At 31.0% G+C, this 26,917-nt stretch carries 32 protein-coding genes; 6 read left to right on the top strand and 26 right to left on the bottom strand.

Annotation, left to right across the window (positions count from 1 at the left end; genetic code table 11):
• Positions 1-3: 3 nt before the first annotated feature.
• From LAU42_RS01360 to LAU42_RS01335, 6 genes are all read right to left on the bottom strand, one after another.
• Positions 4-1,371, bottom strand: coding sequence for an SLC13 family permease (locus LAU42_RS01360; protein WP_224183929.1), 1,368 nt, complete (start codon positions 1,369-1,371; stop codon positions 4-6).
• Entirely contained in the window at positions 1,361-2,536 is a 1,176-nt protein-coding gene (locus LAU42_RS01355) for a glycerate kinase family protein (RefSeq protein ID WP_224183928.1), read from the bottom strand. Before LAU42_RS01355 ends, LAU42_RS01360 begins: the two co-directional genes overlap by 11 nt.
• Before the next feature lie 226 nt (positions 2,537-2,762).
• The gene (locus tag LAU42_RS01350) at positions 2,763-3,119 is read right to left on the bottom strand and encodes a DoxX family protein (RefSeq protein ID WP_224183927.1); all 357 of its coding nucleotides are present in this window, start codon (positions 3,117-3,119) and stop codon (positions 2,763-2,765) included.
• Positions 3,120-3,182: 63 nt separating this feature from the next.
• Entirely contained in the window at positions 3,183-4,337 is a 1,155-nt protein-coding gene (locus tag LAU42_RS01345) for a TPM domain-containing protein (protein WP_224183926.1), read from the bottom strand.
• Between the two features lie 8 nt (positions 4,338-4,345).
• A complete protein-coding gene (locus LAU42_RS01340; RefSeq protein WP_224183925.1) occupies positions 4,346-4,900 on the bottom strand; it encodes a hypothetical protein in 555 nt (184 codons plus the stop codon).
• A 26-nt stretch (positions 4,901-4,926) separates the two neighbouring features.
• On the bottom strand, positions 4,927-5,445 hold the full coding sequence (locus LAU42_RS01335) for an STM3941 family protein (protein WP_224183924.1): 519 nt from the start codon (positions 5,443-5,445) through the stop codon (positions 4,927-4,929).
• A gap of 168 nt (positions 5,446-5,613) precedes the next feature.
• Between LAU42_RS01335 and LAU42_RS01330 the strand changes: the two genes are divergently transcribed.
• Positions 5,614-5,862: a dihydrofolate reductase family protein gene (locus LAU42_RS01330; protein WP_224183923.1), complete on the top strand. Its 249-nt coding sequence runs from the start codon at positions 5,614-5,616 to the stop codon at positions 5,860-5,862.
• Here the strand turns inward: LAU42_RS01330 and LAU42_RS01325 are convergent.
• The 7 genes from LAU42_RS01325 to mecD all read right to left on the bottom strand — a co-directional run bounded on the left by LAU42_RS01325 (position 5,851) and on the right by mecD (position 13,840).
• Entirely contained in the window at positions 5,851-6,180 is a 330-nt protein-coding gene (locus tag LAU42_RS01325; protein ID WP_224183922.1) for a DUF488 domain-containing protein, read from the bottom strand. The two genes, LAU42_RS01330 and LAU42_RS01325, sit on opposite strands and share 12 nt — an antisense overlap.
• Before the next feature lie 234 nt (positions 6,181-6,414).
• Positions 6,415-6,504: a 30S ribosomal protein S9 gene (rpsI, locus tag LAU42_RS01320; RefSeq protein ID WP_111626125.1), complete on the bottom strand. Its 90-nt coding sequence runs from the start codon at positions 6,502-6,504 to the stop codon at positions 6,415-6,417.
• A gap of 474 nt (positions 6,505-6,978) precedes the next feature.
• Positions 6,979-7,590, bottom strand: coding sequence for a phosphoribosyltransferase (locus tag LAU42_RS01315; protein ID WP_224183921.1), 612 nt, complete (start codon positions 7,588-7,590; stop codon positions 6,979-6,981).
• Positions 7,574-8,707, bottom strand: coding sequence for a DUF262 domain-containing protein (locus LAU42_RS01310; RefSeq protein WP_086037960.1), 1,134 nt, complete (start codon positions 8,705-8,707; stop codon positions 7,574-7,576). Before LAU42_RS01310 ends, LAU42_RS01315 begins: the two co-directional genes overlap by 17 nt.
• A gap of 20 nt (positions 8,708-8,727) precedes the next feature.
• Positions 8,728-9,672 (bottom strand): BsuBI/PstI family type II restriction endonuclease, encoded by a 945-nt coding sequence (locus LAU42_RS01305; RefSeq protein ID WP_086037959.1) that lies wholly within the window; start codon positions 9,670-9,672, stop codon positions 8,728-8,730.
• Entirely contained in the window at positions 9,665-11,170 is a 1,506-nt protein-coding gene (locus LAU42_RS01300; protein WP_086037958.1) for an Eco57I restriction-modification methylase domain-containing protein, read from the bottom strand. Before LAU42_RS01300 ends, LAU42_RS01305 begins: the two co-directional genes overlap by 8 nt.
• 633 nt (positions 11,171-11,803) lie before the next feature.
• On the bottom strand, positions 11,804-13,840 hold the full coding sequence (gene mecD / locus LAU42_RS01295) for a PBP2a family beta-lactam-resistant peptidoglycan transpeptidase MecD (RefSeq protein ID WP_087587946.1): 2,037 nt from the start codon (positions 13,838-13,840) through the stop codon (positions 11,804-11,806).
• 171 nt (positions 13,841-14,011) lie between these two features.
• Here mecD and LAU42_RS01290 point away from each other — a divergent pair, with 171 nt between their 5' ends.
• Positions 14,012-15,697, top strand: coding sequence for a M56 family metallopeptidase (locus tag LAU42_RS01290; protein WP_086037956.1), 1,686 nt, complete (start codon positions 14,012-14,014; stop codon positions 15,695-15,697).
• Positions 15,698-15,715: 18 nt separating this feature from the next.
• Complete coding sequence (locus LAU42_RS01285) at positions 15,716-16,093, top strand: BlaI/MecI/CopY family transcriptional regulator (protein ID WP_157819704.1); 378 nt, start codon at positions 15,716-15,718, stop codon at positions 16,091-16,093.
• 110 nt (positions 16,094-16,203) lie between these two features.
• On the opposite strand, the gene LAU42_RS01280 is transcribed toward LAU42_RS01285, so the two are convergent.
• From LAU42_RS01280 to LAU42_RS01250, 7 genes are all read right to left on the bottom strand, one after another.
• Entirely contained in the window at positions 16,204-16,578 is a 375-nt protein-coding gene (locus LAU42_RS01280) for a hypothetical protein (protein WP_086037954.1), read from the bottom strand.
• Between the two features lie 45 nt (positions 16,579-16,623).
• Positions 16,624-16,839 (bottom strand): hypothetical protein, encoded by a 216-nt coding sequence (locus tag LAU42_RS01275; protein WP_086037953.1) that lies wholly within the window; start codon positions 16,837-16,839, stop codon positions 16,624-16,626.
• A 41-nt stretch (positions 16,840-16,880) separates the two neighbouring features.
• The gene (locus LAU42_RS01270) at positions 16,881-17,096 is read right to left on the bottom strand and encodes a DUF7695 domain-containing protein (RefSeq protein WP_086037952.1); all 216 of its coding nucleotides are present in this window, start codon (positions 17,094-17,096) and stop codon (positions 16,881-16,883) included.
• 20 nt (positions 17,097-17,116) lie between these two features.
• Positions 17,117-17,470 (bottom strand): hypothetical protein, encoded by a 354-nt coding sequence (locus tag LAU42_RS01265; RefSeq protein WP_086037951.1) that lies wholly within the window; start codon positions 17,468-17,470, stop codon positions 17,117-17,119.
• 6 nt (positions 17,471-17,476) lie between these two features.
• Positions 17,477-17,746 carry a hypothetical protein gene (locus tag LAU42_RS01260; protein ID WP_086037950.1) on the bottom strand — a complete coding sequence of 90 codons (270 nt, stop codon included), beginning with the start codon at positions 17,744-17,746 and terminating at the stop codon, positions 17,477-17,479.
• Positions 17,747-18,076: 330 nt separating this feature from the next.
• Positions 18,077-19,450 (bottom strand): virulence-associated E family protein, encoded by a 1,374-nt coding sequence (locus tag LAU42_RS01255; RefSeq protein ID WP_086037949.1) that lies wholly within the window; start codon positions 19,448-19,450, stop codon positions 18,077-18,079.
• A gap of 77 nt (positions 19,451-19,527) precedes the next feature.
• Positions 19,528-19,809, bottom strand: a complete 282-nt coding sequence (locus tag LAU42_RS01250) for a helix-turn-helix domain-containing protein (RefSeq protein ID WP_086037948.1) — start codon at positions 19,807-19,809, stop codon at positions 19,528-19,530.
• 157 nt (positions 19,810-19,966) lie between these two features.
• Here LAU42_RS01250 and LAU42_RS01245 point away from each other — a divergent pair, with 157 nt between their 5' ends.
• The 3 genes from LAU42_RS01245 to LAU42_RS01235 are packed head-to-tail and all read left to right on the top strand — an operon-like array spanning position 19,967 to position 22,233.
• A complete protein-coding gene (locus LAU42_RS01245; protein WP_086037947.1) occupies positions 19,967-20,812 on the top strand; it encodes a helix-turn-helix domain-containing protein in 846 nt (281 codons plus the stop codon).
• Between the two features lie 38 nt (positions 20,813-20,850).
• The gene (locus tag LAU42_RS01240; RefSeq protein WP_086037946.1) at positions 20,851-22,017 is read left to right on the top strand and encodes a tyrosine-type recombinase/integrase; all 1,167 of its coding nucleotides are present in this window, start codon (positions 20,851-20,853) and stop codon (positions 22,015-22,017) included.
• Between the two features lie 21 nt (positions 22,018-22,038).
• The gene (locus LAU42_RS01235) at positions 22,039-22,233 is read left to right on the top strand and encodes a hypothetical protein (protein ID WP_086037945.1); all 195 of its coding nucleotides are present in this window, start codon (positions 22,039-22,041) and stop codon (positions 22,231-22,233) included.
• A gap of 101 nt (positions 22,234-22,334) precedes the next feature.
• Here LAU42_RS01235 and rpsI (LAU42_RS01230) read toward each other — a convergent pair whose 3' ends face one another.
• From rpsI (LAU42_RS01230) to LAU42_RS01205, 6 genes are all read right to left on the bottom strand, one after another.
• Entirely contained in the window at positions 22,335-22,727 is a 393-nt protein-coding gene (gene rpsI, locus LAU42_RS01230; protein ID WP_224183920.1) for a 30S ribosomal protein S9, read from the bottom strand.
• 19 nt (positions 22,728-22,746) lie between these two features.
• Entirely contained in the window at positions 22,747-23,184 is a 438-nt protein-coding gene (gene rplM / locus LAU42_RS01225) for a 50S ribosomal protein L13 (protein ID WP_086041713.1), read from the bottom strand.
• A gap of 184 nt (positions 23,185-23,368) precedes the next feature.
• A complete protein-coding gene (gene truA / locus LAU42_RS01220; RefSeq protein WP_224183919.1) occupies positions 23,369-24,190 on the bottom strand; it encodes a tRNA pseudouridine(38-40) synthase TruA in 822 nt (273 codons plus the stop codon).
• 9 nt (positions 24,191-24,199) lie between these two features.
• Positions 24,200-24,997, bottom strand: a complete 798-nt coding sequence (locus LAU42_RS01215; protein ID WP_224183918.1) for an energy-coupling factor transporter transmembrane component T family protein — start codon at positions 24,995-24,997, stop codon at positions 24,200-24,202.
• The gene (locus tag LAU42_RS01210) at positions 24,987-25,844 is read right to left on the bottom strand and encodes an energy-coupling factor transporter ATPase (protein WP_224183917.1); all 858 of its coding nucleotides are present in this window, start codon (positions 25,842-25,844) and stop codon (positions 24,987-24,989) included. Before LAU42_RS01210 ends, LAU42_RS01215 begins: the two co-directional genes overlap by 11 nt.
• On the bottom strand, positions 25,841-26,638 hold the full coding sequence (locus LAU42_RS01205) for an energy-coupling factor transporter ATPase (RefSeq protein WP_224183916.1): 798 nt from the start codon (positions 26,636-26,638) through the stop codon (positions 25,841-25,843). Before LAU42_RS01205 ends, LAU42_RS01210 begins: the two co-directional genes overlap by 4 nt.
• Positions 26,639-26,917 lie beyond the last annotated feature (279 nt).

Below are 26,917 nucleotides of genomic sequence, written 5' to 3'. Positions count from 1 at the left end.
CTCTTAAAGTGTTAATCCTAACGGGCTCCAGTAACAATAATAAAATATAATCATAGCGGCAATATAAATCGGCGTTAATATTAAACTCAATGTCATTAATTGCTTCGATGTAAAACCAGCATCCGCTTCATAAAATACTAATATAGACTTAGAGCTTACAGGAAACGTCAAACAGTAGTTCATGCCGATAAGTGCTAAAAATACTGTCGCTGTCGGATTTAATTGAAATATATCAGCTAATAATAAAAATCCTGGAACTAATACGATTGCTCTTGTTGTATGACTTGTAATTAATAAATGAGAAAGTACACTGATTACGATAATCGTAATCATCATATAAAACTCATTCATCCACTCTAAATTTGTTAACATTTTAAATAATGTCTGCTGTATATCATCTACAACATTGTACGTTACAAGTAAAGAACCTAACGCACTCGCTGCAGCAACAAATAATATCAAGCTCCAGTTAATGTACTTCAAACCTTCTTTAAATGACAGTATATTCAATGACGGCAGCATTATGATAAGTGCAATAAATAATGTTAATACAGAAATATCCATATTGTGTAGCCATTCTGTCATCCATAAGATAATTGTTACAATAATAATAAATAATGACTTTTTCTCAATTATACTATAATGTTTATTTTCTATATATTCATGTACGATATGCTCATGTTTCACTTTTGTAAACAAGCGTATAACTAACATTGAAACTACACCAATCAATATTCCAAACGGTGCACCAAATAATAAAAACTCAAAATATGATAATGTATTCTTGTTCTGAGCTTCAAGTAAGCCCATTCCAATCAAGTGACTCCCTGCACCTAACAACGTCAAATTTGAACCCATTAATATAAGTGTTGGAAAGAGCAAACTGTAATACGTTTTATGTTGTGGTAATTTCTTTATGAGTTGCTCGTATAACGGTAATAACATTACTGCACGAGATGAAGTTGACGGAATAACCACACTAATAAATTGGGACGCAATAAAAATAAAACGATTCATTTTTCGTGTGTGACCTTGATTTAATACCCAATCAGATAGCCGTTTCATCAGTCCGCTCTTTTCGAGCATTCCACTAATGATAAACGCGCCAATCATCAACCATATTATATCCTGTTCAAACGAACCGAATAGCAATGACTTTGGCAAGCCTATCAATACACCTAATGTTAACAATAACAATGCAACAAGCGCAGCAGGAAGTGGCGTTGCAATAAACATAACGAGCGATACGACAAATAATATGACGCTGATCTTACCTAAATATTCAAAATCAGTCGATGTAAAGATATAAATCGCAAACAATAGACAGCTTATCGTAATGATAAGCGTCCTATTAGAAATATCAACTCGCATGCGACTTCATCGCTTTAGCAATTAGTATACCAATCATTACTTTTCGCATCGCATTTTCTGCACAATTTTTCAGCCATTTACTTGCATCCGAAATCGAGTCTTCTAATGTTGCTGGTTGAGGGATAATGCTTGAGAATGCATCTATTCCAGTGTCATAGTTAATCTTTGCATTTTTACCGATTGTACCTGCCAGTGCAATAACAGGTTTATGATAAAGTTTTGCAATACGTGCTACTTCTGATGGAATCTTACCGTGAGGCGTCTGATAATCCAGACATCCTTCTGCTGTAAATACGAGATCCGTATTTTGTATTGCATCTGAAATTTGAATATACTTCATAATAATCTCAAACCTTGGATGTAACTTCGCTCCGCATACAGCAATTAAGCCAGCACCAAGACCACCAGAAGCCCCCGTACCTTGGCCATACTTTAAGTCTTCAGTCGAAACTTCATGATATAACTCTGCTAAATATTCTAGATTGTTTGCTAATAGTTCGACCTGCTCTGGCGTTGCGCCTTTTTGAGGGCCAAATACACGTGCAACACCACGTTCACCACATAATACATTTTTCCAGTTAACAGCTGCATCGATTGGAATGCGTTTAATATTATCATTTAAACCTGAAAAATCTATAGATTGAATACGATGAATATCTCCGCCCCCTTCTATGTAAATTTCACGACCTGTTTCATCATAGCAACGCACACCCAATGCCTGAGCCATACCGATACCACAGTCATTTGTACCTGAATCACCACATCCAATAAGAATACGCTCCGCACCATCATCAAGTGCTTTTAACATCATCTCTCCAACACCGTATGTCGTTGTTTTTAACGGATTTCGTAAATGTTTCGGTACATTCTTAAGACCTGCAATTGCTGCCATCTCGATTACAGCAGTTTTTACACCTTGTTCATAAAACATGCCATAGAATGAATTAATCTTTTCTCCAATAGGTCCCGTTACACGATGATTAATAATTTCTCCAGACTTCAATTTAGTAATTGTTTTAGCGAAACCTTCTCCGCCATCAACCATAGGAATTACAGTAACATCATGACTCGGATCTACCTTCTGAATACCATGCGCGATTGAGTAACCCACCTCTTCAGCACTTAAACTCTCTTTAAAACCTGATGGAATAACTACGATTTTCATATATGTTCTCTCCTTATTTGTAATGTTTTATTAATTACAAATATACAGAGCAATTCTTGGACGATACTTAACTAAAAATTAAAATTTGATTAAAAGTTGAATAAATTCCGCTAATGAATAGCAAAAACTTATGATGAATTTATTCTTTTCTATTTACTACGTTATATACGGTAATATCGCATAAAAAAATCGGTATCCTCAAGTTTGAGAATACCGGTTCATCCTATTATTTATCTTTATCGTCTTTAAAACTCGTTAATAGCGATGTCGTATTAAGCGCTAATATATTACGTGCGCTCTTAGTCGCTTCATATCCGTGTCCTGCCTTTAAATGAGAATAAATTGCACCAAGCATTACACCTTCTACTAGTAATGCACCAGCTTGATTGAATTTCTTATTAAAGACAGACAATGCAAGTAACGCAGCACCAGCAGTTTCAACCCCACCGATTACTTTCATAAAGTCTTTAGAATAACCAAACTCTTCAAACATTTTAACTAAGTTCTCGTCACCTTGTAATTTACCTTTACCTGATTCATACATTTGCTTTGCAACATACAAATTATTTAAGTAGTTAAACATCAGATCGACTCCCTTTTATATTAATATTATGTTATATCCTTTTTTTAGTAATTCAAACATCCTCTAGAAGCTTCGACCAGCACCACCGCCGCCAGATGAGCCGCCCCCGAAGCCGCCACCTGAACCACCGCTTGATCCACCGCCGCCTCCTGAGCCACCACCAAGTGGAGACCCATCTGCAAATTGAGGTGCCGATGTATCTAATATTCTCGTATTCACAGGCAGTACTTTCTCCATACGAATTAACTTATCCGTTTCATCATCAATATATGCCGGGTCTTTTCGTGTCTCATTGTATATCCCTGTCGACGTTAATTTCAGTAAATTTGTACTTTCCAAATAAAATAAATACAAAATCTCCAGCAACAAGAAAATCGCTCCATGCACATAGTACAATAGCGTCACAAATTTATTATTATATTTCAGCTTTATATATCGTCCTGCCCGAAAGCTTACTAGTATGCAATGCAATATCGGGAACCTGCGCTCGTTCGTATTCTCTCCAAATATATCATGAAAGTTGTTTGTATAATGCTTTAACAAAAATGCTAATACCGTTGTGATGGATGCATAGTATGCTATTACAATAATCGGTTTCACAATAAAATAATTATACGCATACATTTCTTTATAAAACTGCTTAATCACAAATTGATAATTGCTGATATCGTTAACTTCATCATACGTTGCATTTTTAGGAAGATCTGCAAACATTTTATTGATCTCCTCATAAAATGCATCATATACTTCTATAGTTCCTTTACTATAGTTTCCTTCCTTCAAAGTTTCATAACCACTTTGATCGATAATACGACCTACTTTCGCATCGTTAAAGAAGCCTTCCAGTCCATAACCGACACGTACTTCAATCCCTCGATTGTTGTATTTCTTATCTTTATCCATATTTAGAAGAATGACGATTCCATTATCTAAATCTTCTTTGCCTATACCATAATGATTAATCACTTCGGTCGCATATAAATCACGTGATTCACCTGCACTGTCAACTGTAAACACTGCCATTTCGACGCCGGTGTTCTCTTCAAGTTGTTCACTTAAAAAGTTTAAACGACTAATCTCTGATTCTGAGAAAATCTTTGCATAGTCCTGTACATAAAGATGGTCTTTATTCAATTTTGGGAAAGTTGATGCATGAACATTCAATGGTATAACTATCATCAATATCAGCATCGCTATTAATAATCGTATATATCTCATAATGACCTCTAGTTTTCGGATTTATTTTTCTTATGCTTCTTCTTTTCTTTTTCTTTCTCTTTATCCTCAATATATAACTCGTAATACTTTTTATAATGCTGCATCACACGTAATAACTCTTTAGGTTCAACTCCGATATGCTTCGGTAGTTTCAGGTGAATACAGTCACCCTTTAAATATGAAGGCTTTACCTTAAACAATTTCTTAGGTTCCAGCAACTGGACGATAATGATACTCTCGTTGTTATGTTCTTGCAGTGTCATATCCTTTACATTTTTCCATACGACTATCTTATCCTGTTCTGCATCACTTGATAATTGATCAAAGAACCCTTTTTCGTTTATCATCATTACAACCTTTCCAGTTTTAGAACGTTTCTGCACTTTTATCATTGCGATAAACAGTAGAAATAAAAACACATTTAAGAAAAACTGATACCATCCATGAATAAACTGGAATAACGGATATAAAAACATAATTAGACCTATCGTAAATACTGTGAACAACGTAGAGAGCAACAACATTATTCTATTTGTTATCGTAACTTCATATCCGTACATCATACACCTCACAACATGTAATATTACTTTTATTTACGCTTTTTCACATATAAACCGTTTTTCTTCTTATATTCATTAAACGCCTCATTCATAAGATTAAAACACTCTTCATCATCATAACCCTTAGAGAACTTCGTCATAATATGAATACCGAGCCTTGAGGCAATCCAAAACTTTTCTCTTTCCCAGAACTCATCCTTAACAGCTACATAAACCAAAGCACCGCTCGCATCTCCAGAAGGATATATATTTTCAACATCTGACCATCGTACAATTCTGTTTCCAGTCGCAAAGATAGATGAGTAATCATAGAAGCCTTCTTCATTAATAATAAGTAATGGCTTGTTCAATACGATTTGCTTGATATAGAACAAAGAAAAGAAATATAACATCCCTGCCATAGAAAAACACATAAATTTTAAAAGCCACTCGTAACTATCCGCAGTACCATAAAATAAAAATATAGTAAAAATTAAACCACCACAAACTAATGTTAAAAACGAAAAGAACATCCTAATATTACTTTTCTTAATTATTATTTCATTCATGTTTTGCTCCTTGTACACATACTATAAGTTTTAAATTTATTTCTTTGTAGTAAAATTATACAACATTTAAACCTTTCTTAAAAATTGACAAAACTTCAGGACCTATCCATACTAATAAAATAATAAATATCGCTTACAATACATTCAACTTACACATAAGGAAATAATATGAGACAACTAACTCTATTTTTGCATAGTTCATTAGATGGTTATGCTGAAGGCCCAAACGGTGCAATAGACATCGTATTCGTTGCATACAACGAAGAACTCGAACAGTTTGCAAACAAAGTATTAAGCACGGTAGATACAGTACTTTGGGGACGACAAACATCTGAAATGATGTATGGTTACCGATTAATAAACATGAAAAAAATCGGATCCCTTTTTCTAGGTGATCCGATTTTACTATTCCTCTAGAAATTCCTTTAAAACAATAGCATGATTATGCACTTCATCCTTTGCACCATAAAGCAGCACAACCGTACCTTTCATATCCTTTAACGCTTGAACCGCTTCGTTATTACGAAGCTCCTCTCTATACTTCTTCTTAAACTCCGAAAACTTATCAGGATCATGATTAAACCACTTACGAAGCTCGGTACTCGGTGCAACATCTTTCAACCACTCATCCAGCTTCGCATCCTCTTTACTTATCCCTCTCGGCCAAACACGATCTACGAGTACGCGCTTACCATCAGGAATATGTTTATCATAAATACGCGCAAGTTTGTACATATGAATCACCTCGGGTTTTGAATTTATACTTATATATTTTTCATCCTAGCACTAAAAATATATAAACATAAAAGAAAACACCTTCCAGTAATGCTAAAAGTTGTTATGGAACACAAAAAAGCACTCTTTGGATTATTCCAAAGAGTGCTGTAAACGTATTTTCAATTGAACACAAATTGCTGACGCAATTTGCGGACTCCATCTGTAAGCAAGTAAACTTGCAACAGCTGTAGCCTAACGTTTTGAGAACTGTGGTGAACGACGAGCGCCTTTAAGACCTGGTTTCTTACGTTCAAAAAACTTTAGGGTTTCGTACAGTTGTATAGACTGTCTTAAGCCTTGATATTAAAGGATTTCTAATTTTTTCGATTGCATAGAATTACATCAAATATCACTCATGGATAACTAAAGGGTAACTAAATAAACTGCTGGCCGGTGGTATCTAATCAAAAATTGTTGTGTACTTTCATCCAAAAAATAATTCGTTCCATATAATGAAAAATAAGAACGTTCGTTACATCAGAAGAATTCAAAAACTATTTTAAAAAATATAGTAATCATCTCTATCAGAAAACACTTTATCCTAAATAATTAAATTTAATAGCGTTTATTCAATAATTTTGAGTATTGCTATTTAAATTCTAATGTTGAGTAATACTTTATTATAAAAATGATAAGATATTTTTGGTAATCTATGATATATTGTCTAGGATATTTATGTTCATTTTATTTACTTATTAATTTAAATGTCGCCTTATATAATTAGTTAACATTAAATTACTTCATCATTAACTTGTATCAATCATTATATAAAATATTATATATATTTTCTACTTCATTTCTAGCTCTTTCATTGTATGCCCCAGTAATATTATTTTTTTCCTTCAAAACATATTGGTATCCTGGTCTTGTAACATCCATTTTTATATCATAGTCTTCTTTTTGATATACACCGTATGTTCCTTTTCTATAACGACCTAATGCTAATAAAATGATTTTATTAGCACCTGCACTTATTAATAAATTTCTAACCGTTTCAAAAGAGGTGCCATTTGTAATATAATCATCAATTATGCATATTGTTTTATCTTTTATTCTATTTTTGTAATAAGGATTAAGTACTATTGAATCAAAATGTTTTTTACATCCATCCTCTAATCTTTTATGATGATTTGTCTCTCTACTTGGTTTTACTGATGTATGCCTTATGAATAAAGGCTCTTTCATCCTTTTACCTGTCAAGTATCGACACCTTTCTTTTAGTTCTTCAACTTCTTCATTTATAACTCCAGACGAAGTTGGGAATACCCCCCATATATCAGTTTCTCTTTGATCTAAAATAGTAATTTCTTGTTTTCTAAAACTTAAATCCTTTGACAACTTTTCCTCAAGCTTAATAATATCCATCAAAATAAGATATGCTATATAATAGCAATTCTTTCATTCTTATTATTGGACGATGCTGCTCTTTCTTATTAATAAAATTCTCATCGAGAGATAATTGTATTATTTTTTCACTTAGATTGTTAAATTGAATATCTTGTTCCTCATTTCTTAAAAAGATCACTCTATTGATCAAACCAGGTACTATTGCTTCATATTGTTTAAGCATTACAGGTCCTTGAAATTTCTTACTTTCATTATTATATTTTTTAAATGCATTTTCACCTAAAGCATTATTTATCTCTTTAAAAACATTACTAAAAATTTTCTCTTCATAATCCCAATCAATATCTTCAGTTCTTAGTATATTAATAATCTCTTGTGTTAGATAAGGCTTAATATCTTCATTTCCTTTTGCATCTAACTCTTTTTTGATATTAAATCTATATATAAAGTATCTGACAATAAATTCTAAATTATTCTTTTCGTCTAATTGCTTTTGTGACAATGGTAATGTGTTAATGAAATCCTCATTTTTACTCAATAACTCCATTTTATGAAACGCTTCTCTATCTTCCATTAAAATAATTGCATTTCGAACTTCTTGATATGAAAGATTAGTACCTCCTGTATTTAATCTTTGAAACAATTCATATTGAGTATCAGGATCATTATTATGGCCAATTATTTTCAAGTCTAATTTTGCTCTTTTAAAGAATAATTTTAATTTGGAACTTATACCAGATGCACCATCAAAAGTCTTTCCTTTTAATGCTGGTAAAAATCGAGTACTTTCTAATGATAATTCACTAACATTATGATCTTGATTATGATCATCTCTCAACTTTCCCATGAATTGCAATATGGTAGACAATCGCTGTAAACCATCTATAACTGCCCATACCCCATCCTCTTGTTGATAAATGAATATAGGAGGAATCGGAATGCCTAAAAATAGAGACTCTATGAAACGAGTCTTTTGTGAATTTGTCCATCTAAAAAATCTTTGATAATCTGGTTGTAATATTATCTCTCCATCATCATACATACTTGCAATTTCACCCACTGACATTGAATATGAATCTGTATAAATATCTTTAGATTTACTTTTTATTTGCTTTTCAAGTTCATCAATTGAATTCATATATTTACCCCCTAAAAATATTAATATGGCCCTAAAAACCTTACTCCATTAAAATGAATCAAATGTGATGGTGCATTAGCAACCCATACCTCTGTTTCCCAAGCTATATCATCAAAGTATTTAGACATCAATTTTCTATCGGGAAAAGCAGTCACATATACGATTCCCACTTTAGAGTCTTTAAATAAACTTTGCAGTTCTTTGTGTCTTTTGCCATCAACAGGTCCATGACTAGTTACAGCTTCAACTAATATAAGCCATTGTTTCTCAGGATAATAGATAATTACATCTGGCATTTTACCATGCAAATCCACACTAACCCCTAATTCTAATAATAGCTTTTCATCAAAAAATTCAGTTTTTGAACCAGTGTCTCCTGCATAAATTAATCTCCCCCCAGGTACAAAACGTGGTCCAAATTCTACAATCACATCTTTAATTAATTGACTGTGTTCTCCAGAACTAAATTTATACTCTGATTCTTCATCGACTAGCAAAGATAGTTTATTCTGTTCTCTTTCTTTCGCGTATTCTTGTACTAACGTTTGTCTGTTAGATAGGTATTTTTCTAATAGCATAATCCAGTTATCAGTATTATAGTTTTGAATTAGTATCAAGGTTTCTTCTTCAATCTGATATACAGCTTTCGGACTATTTACTGCTCTATTTGGTGCATCAGGATTATAAAGTGCAATACCTGCTGATACGAATTGATGCATAGATTGTCTTCTGAAAGTCTCTCGAGTATTAGGTTTATATTCTCGACCATAAAACTCTTTACAAAATTCCATTATTGGTGTTATACCAATCATCCTTGACTTTGCTTGTTTCCAATCTTCATCAGGTTTCAAATCAATTAACGCTAACAAGCATAGTGCCGTACGATCATTCTGTTGTTGACGTGGTAAACCTAAGCTCTTTAATAATTCTTTAGTCTCAGTTAATCGTATTTCAATATTATTCATGTAAGCTCCTTTCAATTATTTTATCTAAATCTTCTTGATTTATTGATCGATTTTCTTTTAATATTTCACCAATTTTCATCAAAATATCTTTACTTGGGAAAAGCATTTGTCTTAAGTCCGTGGCATTTACTTGGGTATGTCCATTAAATGTTCTAAAATAAGCATCGAATAGAGTTGAAGAAATATATCCATTTAAACCTATAGCTAAAAGCTCACTTAACCCATTTTTATCAGCATGTATAACATTAATACCATTTTCAAATCCATAAGCATTATATTCAAATCTTATTGGATCTACTACTGCAGAATTAATTCTCATTTTTGATTCTTTAGGTGAGAATCGACGAATTATCACATAATAACCCTTTGGATAAAGTTGTCTATCAGTTTTATCATTCCATATGATTGCATTTGCTTTTTTCTTTGTTTCTTTAATCCAACTTATATCATTATTTTCAATATGCATAGGATAAAATAACGGAACACAGTTTTCATCTGGTATTTCTCTGAGAAATTCTTTATTTCTAAATCCTACTATTGGTCCTGTTGAAATATTAAGGTTTAAATCACCTAATGAGCTATTTATAGAAGGATATAATTCATATATTTTCTTTTCATTTGAAGCTGGAATATGAAAAAACTTTTCTTTATCTGTCGGTATTACTATATCTTCAAATTTAAATTCATTCTCTTTATAATCACTAAAAGTAGCATCTGAAGATAATGAAACTATTATATTTTTCTTTTCTTTACTTTTCTTCAATTTTATAATCATATTTTCTTGAAGAACTCCGTCATCTTTGAACGCTTCATTTCTTGATTCAAAGAGATGTATATGTTCAATAATTGTTTCTTTGAGTATTAGTTCTCTAAAACTTTTATAATAAGGTCCATTGCAAAAACTTCTAGGTAATATGGCTACAAGTTGACCTTCATTTTCCAATAACTTTATAGACATGCCTACAAAAGCACTATATAAATTAACAGTATCAGCACCAATTTCTTTAAGAATCTTTCGATAGTTTGAGTTACTAGAAATTTTTTTATAAGGAGGATTCATTATAATATGACTATATCTTTTCTCTTCTAGATTAAATAATGACAATTGTTCATTAATAGCTGTACTTGCCCATTCAATAAAGTCAGTATTTAAAACTTTAAATATTAGATCTCTGTCTTCATTAATTAAACATAAATTCTCTTCAAATATTGAATTTAAAGTATCATCAATCTCAATTGCAGTTACATCAATTTTATCAACTTGCTTAAATGCTACTTCACAAAATACAGTACTTAACATGCCTATACCTGCACCAGGATCTAATAAATTTACTTTTTGTCCCTTTTTAAAATCAAATAACTCAGCCATAAATTTTGCAATCTCTACCGGAGTAAAGTATTGGCTAAACTTCTTCTTATTTAGGAGTCTATCAATATTTTTTTTACGATTTTTTTCAATTTTGTCTATAGTTGTTTTCAACAAATCACCTGATTCCATCTTTACTTTAGTAATAAGTATTATATCACTAATCCAATCTTCAATTAATTTTTTTGCAATAATAAAACTCTATCCAAAAGATGTGGATAGAGTTTTTGAATAAGCTATAATTATAAATCAAACTATATTATCACTAAATAAGAAGAATTTTATTACAATCAAATCAAATACTCCCTTATAAACGACTATATACTTATATTCGATAAAAAGTTAAATTTTCATTTATTTTGTTTTATTATTATTAAAAATTTTATAAGAGCACATAGAAAATAGAAAAATGATGCTGGCAATATAATAATACTATACACAACCAATATATAGTAGAATATACCTGGTACATCTATTATATTTAGATTCTCATTGCACAATAATATCAGATTTTTTAATATAAAACTTGCTACAAAAGTAAAAAAGTTATATATTACATATTTCTTCAACTCTTTTACATTATTAGAATTGCAGATAAAAATTATACCTAGAATCAAAGGGATAAATATTATTATTTCATTAATCATATTTAGTGAAGATAGTATCGATCCATTTTTAGATTCGTCAAACAACTTTATATAATTTATTAATAAATTAGTAAATAATAATGACATCAATGTAAATACTAATACATTGAGTATATTTTTATTCTGAGTCTGGTTCATAAGTCCTAGCTCCATGTTCATATAAATCATCCATTACTTGCGCAAATTTTTGTGCATTATAGCTAGACATACCTTTGTCTTCAACATTTTTAACATTTATAGCTAACATCATATTTGGATTTTGTTGATCATAACCCACAAACCATCCAATTTGTGTACCTAATCCTTCATTCTGAGTCATTTTTAATTCTGCTGTACCAGTTTTTCCAGCAAAGTTAGCATAATTTCTTTCGGTATCTAATTTATGAGTGCCTGTAACAACTTTTCTCATACTACTTGTTAATATATCAATATTTTTTTGTGATGTAATATGTTTTTTCCATACTTTGCTTTTATGTTCCATATTTAATTTAGGTGCCATCATATTCCCTTCATTTACTAATGAACTATATATAGATAAAATATGAATTGGATTCACCAATATTTCACCTTGTCCATAACCTGAGTCTGCTAACAATATATCATTATTCAAATTTCTTTCTAGATTAATTTTATTCGCTATTTGGCCAGTCCGAACAGGGTAATCAGAAGGCGTTTCCTCTCCTACACCTAAATCCTTCATTCCCCTTACAAATTTTTTCCCACCCATTTCTAGGGTTGTTCTAGCAAAAAAGATATTGTCTGAATGTGCTATAGCTTTCTCTAAATCAATTCGTCCATTGACAACTTCAAATCTTGTTACTTTATATCCTCCCCAGCTCCCATCTTTTCTCCATCCTTTACCATTTATTTCATAACTTTTGCTTTCATTTATAACCCCATTATTTAAACCTATTATAGAAGTTAGCAATTTTTGAGTAGAACCTGGAGAAGTTAATTCTTGAAATTTATTTAAAAGCGGAGCCTTTTTATCATTTAATAAGGCCTGATATTTTTTATTTGAAATACCAAACATAAAATCATAAGGATTAAATGATGGATAGCTTACTAAAGCTAATAATTCTCCTGTTTTGGGATTCATAGCAGTACCAGATCCATTATCATCTTTTAAATGATTGTAAATACTATTTTGAACTCTACTATCTATCGATAAAACTATCTTTTTTCCATTTTTAGGTTTCTTATGAACTAATATTTCTTTTGAATCTGTTAAACCATCATCATCAGTAATATATACTATTAAACCATCTCTGTTTTGTAATTCTTTATCGTACATATATTCAATACCAGTTTTACCAACAATTGAATGAGAATCATATCCTTTAAATTTTGGATCATTAAGCTCATCTGCATTTATTTCACCAATATAACCTAACAAATGAGCACTTGCTTCTTTTAATGGGTAAGTTCTACCTTTTATTTTATTCACAGATAATCCGTATTCAGGTATTTTATTTTTAATTTCATCACTTAATTCTACATATGATTTGATTGGAACAAATACTCCATCTTTAACCCATGATTGTTTTAATTTGTTCTTTAAAGTACTCTCATTTATATTTAATAACTTAGCTATTTGTTTACTATCCTTCTTATTATAATTTTTAGGATCAATTCCTACCTGATAATGTTCACCATCTATCGCTAAAGGAATTCCATTTCTATCTACAATTTCACCTCTACTTGATTTCAATTCTTCTACTCGTACTTCATTAGTTGCTGTAAGTCCTGGAATTATAACCTCTGGTGTCCAGTTCAATTCCCAACGTTTACTCTCACCATTTTTTTCAAACTCAAAATAACCTTTTTTTGTGAATTTACCGAATTTAGAATCATAGTGCATATTAGCACTATATTTTCGAGTGTCTACAATTTCTTCTAATAACTTTATATCAGTTATATTTACTTTTTTTATGCCTAGAGAATTATCAATATGATTCATTCTATCGTATCTTTGTTTTTTACTAAAAGTATTTCTTGATAAAAAAGTAATATTCTCATTTATTTCATCTACATTTCGATTTTCAATTGAAGAAAATATTTTATCAATTTCATTTTCTTTCAATAAATTATATAAGAAAAATGATATAAGACATAGGCTACAAACTATTAATATTTTAACTTTTATATTCTTCATAATTTCCTCCATCAAGTATTACATTTGTGATATTATATTTGTAATATATCACAAATGTAATATCATGACAAATATATACTAAATCATTTAGTACTGTAATTTAATATTTATATTAAATTACAAATGTAATTTTAAAATATATACATGATATAATAGAATTGGAGGTGTAATATGAATTATATTTTAATTAGCATTCTTCTCAGTGGAATTTCTTTTCTTTTGATAAAACTATATAAGTTCATTCTTAATCAATTAAAAATAATAGATTTTAGTATATTTCCCTGGTTAATTATATTAATAAGTATGTTTATTCCATTAATTAATTATAATTTTTCATTTTTCAATAATAATTCTATAGATAAAACGAATTCGAATACGGTTGCATCAAATGAATTATACACATCTTATAATCATGTGAAAGACCTTGCTATTTCATTATCATCGACTAGCGATAATTGGGATGTTATTTTGAATACTATTTGGATTGTGGGAATATTCCTTTTCACTTGTTATTATCTGTTTATAGTATACAAGCTTATTAACACAATAAAATACAGTAAAAGGTCAACTCAAATTATTAAAAATATGTCCTATGAAATTTTAATATCATCTCATATATCAGTTCCATTTACAATCTGGTTAGGTAAACATTATATTGTTATACCAGATGATGTGCTAACTAAAATGACAAATGAGGAAATTAAAATGATTATTACGCATGAAATAACACATATAAAAAGAAATGATATTTTTAAATGCTATTTTTTCAATATTTTTAAAATTATTTTTTGGTATAACCCCTTTATACATTTTTCTGCTAAAAACTTTATTAATGATATAGAAACTGCCTGTGATAGAGAAGTACTTCATAATGCTACTAAATCTGAAAGAAAATTATATGGATTAACGCTTTTAAAAATTGGTTCAAAAACTAAGAATGATTACGCTCTGTTAACATTCAGTAAACCTGCCAAAGTACTTACAAAAAGAATAAAATTAATTAGTAATGATACATTTAAATCTATCCCTATTAAAATAAGAATTTTATTTCTTTTGGTGATTATTTCCCTAATTACTTCTATTAAGTCTCTATTTGCATACAATGATACAATAAGTTATTATCCGGAAAAAAAACTTAACGAAATGAATTATCATACTGTAGATTTAAAAGTGCATTTTAAAGATTTTAATGGTACTTTTGTAATGTATAATTTAAAAAATGATAGTATGTATATTTATAATAAAGAGTTAGCATTAGAAAGAACTTCACCAGATTCAACTTATAAAATAATTGATAGTATTATACATCTAAATAATAAAACCATTTCTACGACCAATAATACAAAAAAATGGGATGGTGTTGATACGTCTATTAATGAATGGAATAAAGATCATTCATTAAAAACAGCATTACAAGATTCTGTGAATTGGTATTTTGAATCTCTAGATAAAAATATTTCTAAGAAGAAATTATTATCATATTTAAATGAAGTTAATTATGGAAATCAAGATATTTCTGGCCAAAACCGACCTTATTGGTTAGAATCCAGTTTGAAAATTTCACCTATTGAGCAAGCAATGATAATGAAAAACCTACAACAAAACCATGGTATTTTTTCAAAAAAATATACCAACTATATTATAAAAAGTCTTTCTAATAACGATAATAAATCTTGGGGAAAAACAGGTACTGCAATAATAAATAACCACGAAATTAAAGGATGGTATGTTGGTGGTTTTGAAAAAAACAATCAACAATATGTTTTTGCAACATTAGTTAAAAAGAATAATGATGCCAATGGCAAAACTGCAAAAATAATAACTGAAGATATAATAAGCAGTGGGAAAATTAAATAAGTAAGGATGTATGTAAATATGAATAAAAATCACGAGATTCCAGCAAGTGAATTGACCGTTATGCAAGTAATTTGGGCCAATAAAGAAGGTTTATCTGCTAATCAAATTATAGATTACTTAAGTAATGATAATCAATGGAGCCCTAAAACAATACGAACTTTAATTAATAGATTAGTAGATAAAAACTTTTTATCAAAAGAAAAAAATAGTAAAGTGTATATTTATAAACCCTTAGTTAAAGAAAGCTCTTATAAAAAAAATACTACTAAATCATTTATAAATAAATTATATGATGGTGCATTAACTAATCTCGTAATGAATTTTGCGAAACAAGAAAAACTGACAGATGATGAAATAAAAAAATTAAAAACTTTATTAGAAAAACTTGATAATTAAGGATACAATATTTTATTAAAGCTGACTTCTCAAACTAAGTGAGAAGTCAGCTTCGTTACACAAAGCAACTTTAAAAATCTTATGATCTCGAATAAAGAATCTATATTTTTTTAATCATTATTTAAAAGCAATACATACTCAGCAAATTCAGATCTCTTAATTCGTCCATGTACCATATCATACATTTTTTCTATATATTCATCCGTTAATACAAGACCATCAATTTTATTTATTCCTATTGCTGCATCAACTATCGCTATTCTTCTTTTTAAGCTAACTTTTTCAGGCACATGCCCTTCAAATGCTATTTTATATCCATATGTTAATTTAACTTGTGTTCTAAATGATGCTTCATCAATACTTGTAATTCCATCTTTTAATTCTCTAGCAGTAGTATAAGCTATTCCTGAATATTCAGCTATTTCATCAGAAGTCAAATCACTTTCAAGAATTTTTTGAATTTTTTCTTTATCAACTTCAAGCATATCATCACATCCTAGTTTATTAGATAATCCTAACTTAAATATCTACTATTCAAATATTCCTATTGATTTACCGAAAAAATAATCCTTTTTATCATCTTCTTGAAGTGGATTGTCTTTACGCAATCTTCTGACATCATCATAATAACCATTTTGTTTCATTATTAATTTTGTGTGGGCTCTTAGTTCTCGTCGTTGATCATCTGTCATTTTTTCTCTTTGTCTTTGAGTGAAGTCATGAATTGTTTTTCCTTTAAGATTCATTATTATCAACTCCCATTTAGAATAAAAAATAATTTTCTTTTTTATTCTTCTTCATATTCAGACAAACTTAAATCAATTATTTCATCTCTACTTTTTCCTTCTACTTTCTCTGGCCACCATCCGTACCTTTGATACTCTTTACCACCATCTAAAAAGATTGCACCACATTTACACATTATATAGTCATGAGTATGCTTTGATTCAATTATATCATTACAAATTTTGCATCTGGCGATACTTCTAATTATTTTTTTCATATTTTTTCTCCTTCCTAATTTTAATACATAGATCGCTCACGTTTATTAATCATATTTTCTTTTATATTTTCTTCTGTTAATTTTTTTGCACCATTGTATGCTCTACTTAATCCATTTGATATAGAAAACGTTGGTACTAAATCTAAATTGTCGGTTTGGTATGATATCATTTCTAACATAATACAAATATTTTTATCAATAATATTTAATTTAGTTTTCAATTCCTCACTATTAATTTTTAGATTTTGATTTTCATTTTGTGTTAGTAATGAATATAATGCTTCGCTCATACTTCGAAAATTATTTTCATTTTTATATTCATGAAGCAAATTATCTACTTTGTCATTCAAATAAAATGTTCTTCTTTTACCCATTTTTTATCACAGCTCCAATAATAATTTTTGATTCAGTAATACTTTATTTAATACTTCAGTTTGTTTTTCAATTACTCTAATTAGTTCATTAATTGAATTAACAGATTGATTATTTGAATCAATAATCAATTGAGTTAATGATTTCATTTGTTGATTTGCTAATTGTGTTTCAATTATTAAATTCGTAAATTCACTTAATGACATATTTTTTTCTTTCGCATGTGCTTTAAGTGTTTGATGAATAATAGGATCCATGTTTCTAATATACAATCTCATATTTTCATTCCTCTCAAAATGTAATACTAATTATGTGGTAATAAAATGTATTACTTCATGTATTACAAATGTATGAGTCATACATTGTAATATGCATAATTTATACATAAAATAGCTAAATTATGGTTGCAAAAATTATGCATAGATGTAATACAAGAAAACTACTCGGCACTGCCGAGTCAACCACATTTTGGCACTGCCAAAATCTAAGCCTAAAGGCTTAGTGGTTGCTGTTTTCCTTATGCTCATGTTCTAAAAATAAACTTTTTCAATTTTATTGTCCCTGTTGTCCCAAATCTAGGGACAATAGGGACAGTCTTTTCTAAAAAGTTAAATACAATAATCTTGTTCTAATAATTTAATATCTTCGTCATTTATAAAAAATCCTCTTTGCTGTCCATAATACTTTTGATATCTTATTTTCTCAGTTGCATCTCGTTTTAATAATTTCTTCAGCCTCAAATTTATTTTTGATGTCAAAGCTTTATTCTCAATTCTCTCATCTTTCAATAATACGTCTCTAATTTCTCTTGCTGATATTTTTTCACGATAAACAAAATACTTTGATTCATGTGTCTTGTCATCATAATTTTTTATATGTTCTCTCTTTTCTTCAATAGAAAGATAGTCCCAATTTGCAGGAATCTTGATTAACAAATACCTTGCAATTTCATTTTCAAGTTCATCAATTGCTTGAAATTGTTTTTGATATTCTTCTAAATACAATTTTTCTTCTCTAGAAAGATGATTCGTTTCACCGTCCAAAAAATATTCTTTAGCTTCTGCCCAAATTTGATCAACGATTTCTTGTGTTAAATCATGTATACTCAATTTACTTTTTTTATTCACACCTACTTTAATAGGAATAAATCTTCTGTTCCCAGTTTCATCCTTCAAAAAAGTTTCCTCATTAGTAGTTCCGAAGAATATACAATCTCTAATATGCCCTTTACTTTGTCCTGCATATTTGTCGCGATAATTATCTGTAGTTGAGGTAAGAACTTGTTTAATTCTTTCAATTCCTGAGTTATTATATGCAGTTAACTCCGATAATTCAATAATCCATGACTTTGCCATTTTGATGTAAGCTTCATCACCTTTGAAAGAATCCAAGCTATCATTAAACCAATTTCCAGCTAATTTTTTTAAAATTAAAGATTTGCCACACCCTTGTTTACCTGAAAAAATTATCGTTGTATCATGCGGATGACCAGGTTTAAGAATTTTTGCAACTGCACCTATTAAAGTCTTTTTACTTACTGACCTAACAAACTCATTATCTTCTGCTTGAATGAAGTCTATGAAAATTGTCTCTAATCTTTTAGTACCATCCCATATTAAATTCTCTAGATATGTTCTAACTGGATGAATATAATTTTGGATAGCCTCATTAAATACGAAGTCTTTAACTAGAGATTTATTTTTAAAATTATAGTTATAATTTACATAATTATTTATTAAACTTATGTCTTTATTAATATCAAAAACTTTTTCTAATGATCGTTCGTTAATTCTCCAGGGTGGATTTTTCAAGTAAATAATTGCTTCAGTTCTCTCATCAACTCCAAATAGACCCTTTAAATTTGTATCTTCTTTAAAAATCTTTTCTAAGTTATAAATATTCGATTGTATTTTTCCCTTTTCATCTTTGAATAAATTATTTTTAATTTCTTTGTATTTAATGTTAGAATAATTAAGAAACATATAGAATTTCCTTTCATTAGTCTGATGTGCTGGAACACATCAGACTTTTTTTGTTTTCCCTCTCACTGCCGACCATTTTATTTTTTATTTGCTTCCATAAACGTATCAATATCAACTCTTCTAATCATATTAACTCCTGACACTTCAACCACAGGTAACCCATTATCAATAAATTTTTTAAGGGTTTGATAGCTAACATTTAAGTACTCTGCTGCTTCTTTTTTATTCATATAACTTTTAATTACGTTTCCATTTGCATCTAAATTTTTAGTAGCTTCTACAAGCATATTTCCAATTAAACGCTCTAAAACTTTTACAGTTTCATCACCTAAAGTTAATGGAATTTGAATATTATTCATTTACTCACCCCCTAATTATACTTATAGTAATTAAAAAACAATTACTATAAGTATAATACACTATATTATGTATTACGTAAAGTAATTAATAATTACTGTTTATAGGTACAATCTTATTAATGAATAAGATATAATATAATTATTATGGAGGTGAAACATGTTAAAAGTTAATTTAAAAAAAATTCTAAAAGAAAGAGGTATTACTTTATCTGAAGTTAGCGAAGGTACAGGTATTAGTTTAAGAGGGTTAAGTGCATTTCAAAATCAAAAAACAGATGGCGTAAAATACAATACCATAGATGCTATATGTGATTATTTAAATATTGAAGTAAGTGATTTAATAAAAAGATATGATAATATCTATAATTTAAGTTGTAATATTGATATAAGGGATTTTGATACAAAAACAAATGTAAAATATGGAGAAAAAGATAATATAAATGGAAAGTTAACTATATCGAACGAGATTGAAATGTATGTACTAAAATTTAGTTTTAAAATTTCTTTCGAATATTCAAATAGCGATTTTATTGACTTAGCTATATATTTATATGATTTAGAAAAACCTAAAAACTTACCAAAGCATCTAGAAGATTTTATTAATCTTAAAAATATTAATGAAAACGGGTCAGCCTTCTACACAATATTTTCTCATTTAATATCTCAAGAATGTTTATTATTAAACGATTTTCCAAACGTAACTGTATGGGATAATCTACGAGTAAAGTATGGAAATAGTATTATACCTCCATTTATGCAACTAGATATTATTGCTGATGAAACCATGTATGGTTCGACGTCAGAAAAACTGATATTTCCTAAAAAGGAGTACATAATAAATACAGTACCTGCTAATCCAAAAGAAAAAATTACCGATTCATTTGGTTATGCAAATTTAAATATTAAATTCGTACCTAATTTTAATTCTCTAATAACTTTTGATGAAATAAGTCATATAGATATTAAAAATGATTTAAAACGAGATATTTTTATTCAATTGTAATCCCCTTACTGCCGGCCAGCAATTAAGGAAGGGTTAAAATGACAAAAATAAAAAAAGTAACATTAAAAAGTGGAGAAAGTCGCTATAAATTTAATGTTTACCTTGGTGTAGACAAAGTAACAGGTAAAAAGAAAAGAACTAGTAGAAGTTATAAAACCTTAAGAGAAGCACAAATAGAATTACGTAAGTTACAATTAATGGGCTTAGAAAAAGCCACTCAGACAATCAATAAATATACTTATAAGGATGTTTATTTGCTATGGTTAGAAAACCATAAGAATGAAATAAGAGGTACTACACTAGCTAGTAAAGAAAGTAAGTTTAATAAACGCATCTTGCCGAAGTTTGGAAGAATGCCTATCAAAGAGATTTCTCGTGTTTATTGTCAAACTGTAGTCAATGAATGGGCGAATGAAATGAAGGCGTTTAATGACTATGTTATACAAGCAAGACTTGTTTTCAACTATGCCATGAAGCTAGAGTTAATTGACAGTAATCCTATGGAGTATATTACTTTACCTAGTCGAAAAGAGAATAAAGTATTTATCGAAAAGGATAGAAATTTTCTCACTAAAGAAGAACTAAAATTATTTATGCAATACCTGGATCAAGAAAACAAATTACAAACTACTTGCCTATTTCGTCTACTTGCTTTCACAGGTATGCGTAAAGGAGAAGTATTAGCTTTGCACTGGTCTGATATTAACTTCAAATCAAAAGATTTATATGTACAAAAGACATTAGCTAAAGTTAATAATAAGCATATTCTTCAACCACCAAAGACAAGAGAGTCATATAGATGGTTAGATATTGATGAAATTACGATTCAATTATTAAAAGAATGGAAACGTGAACAAGTAAACCAATACAAGGAATATGGGTTTGAAGTGGCTAAGGACAAAGATCAGCCTATTTTCGCAACTTATCATACTAGACTTAATCAAATGAAGTACATGCGTGTATCTACTCCTAACGACAAATTAGAAGCATTCTTTAATCGTCATAAGGATTTACATAAGATACACGTTCATGGCTTCAGACATACTCATGCATCGCTATTATTTGAATCTGGTGCAAAACTGAAGGATGTACAATCAAGATTAGGACATAGTGATATTAAGACAACAATGGATATCTATACTCATATTACTCAATCATCTAGAGAAAAATTAGCTGAAGATTTTCATAAATATATTGATTTTTAAATAATATCAGGAGGTATTTTTATGGGTCAAACTGCTATACAAAAATATATAGAAGATTATCTTGAAAAAAATCCTGAAAAAGTACCTATTTTTAAGAAAGTTAAAAGAGAAATAAATATGGAAATAATGATATTTAAAAGAAAGAATCGTCTAAAAAGGTTTCCTAAATTATCAAATAATAAATCAAATTTCAAGAAGAAAAACAGAAGAAAATAATTCGAGGGGTATTTAAAGGGTAACATCCATGCAAAAACCATATAAAAAAACACCTCTCGAATATTTTCGAGAAGTGCTGTAAACGTTGATATAACTTGCGATTAACGTTTTGAGAACTGTGGTGAACGACGAGCGCCTTTAAGACCTGGTTTTTTACGTTCTTTCATACGTGGGTCACGTGTTAACATACCCGCGCGTTTTAATGAACCACGGTATTCTGGATCAGCTTCTAATAAAGCACGAGAAATACCATGACGGATAGCTTGTGCTTGACCAGTTAATCCACCACCATTAACGTTTACTAAAACATCGTAGTTACCTTTAGTTTCAGTGATTTCGAATGGTTGGTTTAAGTCTAAAATTAATGATTCAAATGGTAAGTAGTCACGAACGTCACGTCCATTGATAGTGATGTTTCCTTCACCAGGAATTAAACGAACACGTGCTACTGAATGTTTACGACGGCCTGTGCCTTTATATTCAACTTGTGCCAATGTATTATCCTCCTCTTAATTAACCACGTAACTCGTAGTTTTCAGGTTGTTGTGCTGCATGTGGATGCTCAGCTCCAGCATAAACGTGTAACTTCTTGAACATTTTGTCTCCTAAAGAACCTTTAGGTAACATACCTTTGATTGAAGTTTCCATTAAACGCACTGGGTTTTTCTCGCGTAATTCACCAGCAGAAATCGCTTTGATTCCGCCTGGGTGATTTGAGTGACGGTAGTAAATTTTGTCAGCTGCTTTGTTACCAGTTAAGTGAATTTTCTCAGCGTTGATTAAGATCACGTGATCTCCACAGTCAACGTGTGGTGTGTAAGTTACTTTATGTTTACCGCGTAAGATTGATGCAACTTCTGATGAAAGGCGACCCATAGTCTTACCTTCAGCATCAATTACGTACCATTTGCGGTCAATGTTTGATTCGTTTGCCATGAATGTTTGACGCATTATATTTTCCTCCTAAAATAAAAAAAGTTCCCTCTAAATCCTGTCTATATATCTGTAACACAATAAGTTTCCGGGGCTTATTGTCGTGGTTGATATTAAACAATACCGTTGTTTATCTTATAACATTTAGAGGGTGTTTGTCAATGGTATTCATCTATTTTATGTGTTTATTTTTCATTTTTCGTTAAAGTTGTTCACCGTTCATCGTATGTTTCTGATTTTTAAGGATGATGGTCGTGCCTTGTGGTATATCTTGTTTTAATGTTTCAGTGTCGAGATAGATTTTTTCTAAGTATAGTCCTTCAGCTGGTGCTGTTTTTCCGGCTTTCGTTCTGTCCTGTGCTTTAAGAATGACAGGGATGTCTTCGCCGTCCTTTTGTCCTGATCCAACGTCGATTAAGTACTGCACCATAATGCGGACCATGTTGTAGAGAAATCCGCTTCCGATGACATAGAAGTCATATCCTTCTTCTGTTTCTGTAACGTCAAAGCGATATAGCGTGCGTTCTTTGTTCTCTATTTCTGTTTTCGCTGAGCAGAATGATGTAAAGTCATGCGTGCCAAGAAAGTGTTGTGCTGCGTCATTCATTTTATTAACGTCAAGCTTTGTTTTTATATGTGTCATCTGTCCCGTGTGCATCACGTTTCGGTGTTCTGATACGTATACTTTATAGCGATATGCTTTTCCGATACAGTCATATCGTGAATGGAATTGTTCACTGATCTTTTTCACTTGTGTTATATATATATCGTCTGGCAGCGCTGAGTTAAATGCGTGCTGCCACTTTGATTCCGGTATTGAGAGCGGTGTATCGAAATGTACGTATTGCATAAGTGCATGTACGCCTTTATCCGTTCGTGATGATGGGTGGATTCGGACAAATTGTTTGTGCATGCGCTTTAATATACGTTCCAGTTCATATTGTACGGTGCGGCCTTCATTTTGTATTTGGAATCCCTGAAAGTTCGTGCCGTTATATTGTAGTTGTAGTAATATGCGTTCCATAATGCGCTCCTATTGTTTTAAATATAGTATGAGTAGCGTTATCGGAATGAGTGTGAGTAGTGATAACGTATCATTTTTATGCCAGTCCAGTTTACGATATTTCGTACGCCCAATGTCGCCTTTATATCCTCTTACTTCCATTGCAATCGCTAAGTCTTCTGCGCGTTTAAAGGCAGATACGAATAGCGGAATCAACAGCGGTATTACTGCTTTAATACGTTGTTTAATCGTCCCTGCTGAAATGTCGCTACCTCGTGACATTTGCGCTTTCATGACTTTCTGTGTTTCATCCATGAGCGTCGGTATAAAGCGCAGTGCAATACTCATCATAAGTGCAAGTTCGTGTACAGGTAGTTTTAGTTTCTTAAATGGTTTCAGTATCGCTTCTATCGCATCTGTAAGTGCTATCGGGCTTGTCGTAAGCGTCATTATCGTCGTTAAGAAAATGATAAGTACAAAGCGTAAACTAATCATAATCCCCATAATAATTCCTTGTGATTGAATATTAATGATGCCGTAATCAACGAGTGTTGTACCGCCTTTCGTTAAGAAGACGTGCATAAGTAATGTAAAGATGAGTAAAAACAGTATCGGTTTTAAGCCATTGAACAAAAACATAAATGACAAGTTGGATAGTTTTAATATGATGAATATAAGAATAATGCCCACTGCATATGACTGCCAGTTATTCATCAGAAATATTAAAATCATCATAACAAATATGAATATCATCTTCATGCGAGGATCCAGCTGATGTACAAAACTTTGAAGTGGGACGAATCGTCCGAGTATCATCTTATCGAGCATTGTGTCCACTCCAATCTTTGTACATGTGTGCAAACGTCTCGATATCGAGTGCAAGTTTCGGAAACTTAATATTATGTTTATCTTCCACGTGACGCTGAACGGTTACGATATGTGGTGGATGAATATCGTAATGTGATAAGTCTTTACTGAATATTGTTTCTGGCGTCCCTTCGTCAACGATTGTTCCTTTATGCATGACATATAAGTAATCACATCGCGCTGCCTGGTCCATCTGGTGTGTCACAAGAATCACCGTAATATTCAGTTCACGCTGCAAAGTATGAAACATGTCCATTATTTCCTGCTGTCCTTTTGGATCGAGTCCAGCTGTCGGTTCATCAAGTATTAGCACTTCCGGATTCATCGCAAGTACACCCATTATTGCAACACGTCTCATTTGCCCTCCAGAGAGCTCAAACGGGCTTTTATTTAATATCGACTCATCCATACCAAATTGTTTTACAAGCGCGTGTGCACGCTTCTTTGCGTCTTCTAACGTTACTCCGTAGTTAAGTGGACCGAACATAATATCTTTCAGCACCGTTTCCTCAAATAGTTGCTGCTCTGCAAACTGAAACACCATCCCAACTTTTTTACGGACAGGCTTTAAATATTTATTCTTCGTCTTATCAGTAATTACTAATCCATCAATTGCAATACTACCTTCAGTCGGTTTGATCAATGCATTGAAATGCTGAATAATTGTCGACTTACCTGAACCAGTATGGCCGATAATACCATAAAACTGATTGTCATTAACCTGCATATCAATATGATGCAGTGCGCGTACTTCAAATGGCGTGCCTTTTGAATATGCATAGCCCAAGTTATTTAATGTAATCGTCATAGTTTATTTAGCAACTCCATTTCCGTAACAAATGCATCTTCATTGAAAATTAATCGATTCAGCTTCATTTCAAATGGTAAATCAAGTCCAATCTCAATTAAAGTACCTCCATGCATATATATGTCCTCAGGTGTACCGCATAAAATGAGTTCACCTTTATTCATGACAAATATACGGTCGCTCTGCAACGTCTCTTCAAGGTGATGTGTAATATGAATTACCGTTAACCCTTTTTCGCGCTGCAGCTTGCGTATAACATCAAGAATTTCCCCTCTACCTTCTGGATCCAGCATACTTGTTGCTTCATCCAGAATCATAATATTCGGTCTTAACGCAATTACACCTGCAATCGCAACACGTTGTTTCTGCCCTCCTGATAAGTGATGTGGTTCATGCGTTAAAAATTCACCCATATCCACATCGTTTAATGCTTCTTTTACACGTTCATGCATAATTTCATATGGAACGCCATAGTTCTCCAGTCCAAAGGCAACATCATCCTCAACTGTAGCACCGACAAACTGATTATCAGGATTTTGAAACACGATACCGACGTGTTCATGAATTTCACTGAACGTATCTTCTATAACTTTAATACCATTAACCCATACTTCACCGTTAGTTACAGGATGAATCGCACCAATAAGTTTCAGCAGCGTCGATTTACCGGATCCATTATGCCCGACAATCGAAATCCATTCTCCTCGTTCAATTGTAAATGAAACATCTTTTAATACTTCCGGACCATCATCATATCGATATGATAAATGTTTAACTTCTACAGCGGGATGCATACTTCCACCTCAAACCTTTTTCATTAGTATAACATGCTACTTTCTCTGTTAAACATCCAGCAGACATTTAACACAAAAAATAGGTATATAAAACAAAAAACCCGGGAAGCCAGGTTTAATGAAAAAAAGCGCGCACCCTGCCAGTTGAGTTCACGCATGTGGTTATTCAATTTGGCAGGCTACTCTGAGCTAGACAATATCTGTGTGTGGCAAACATTATCGTTGCACTCATTTGCTTAAAGTGTGTGTGTATGTGTAAGATAAGTGAATCCATATTCT

Source organism: Macrococcus armenti, assembly GCF_020097135.1.
GTDB lineage: Bacteria > Bacillota > Bacilli > Staphylococcales > Staphylococcaceae > Macrococcoides > Macrococcoides armenti.
The sequence above is the reverse complement of the archived record's forward strand: the minus strand, read 5'-3'. Positions and strand labels throughout refer to the sequence as shown.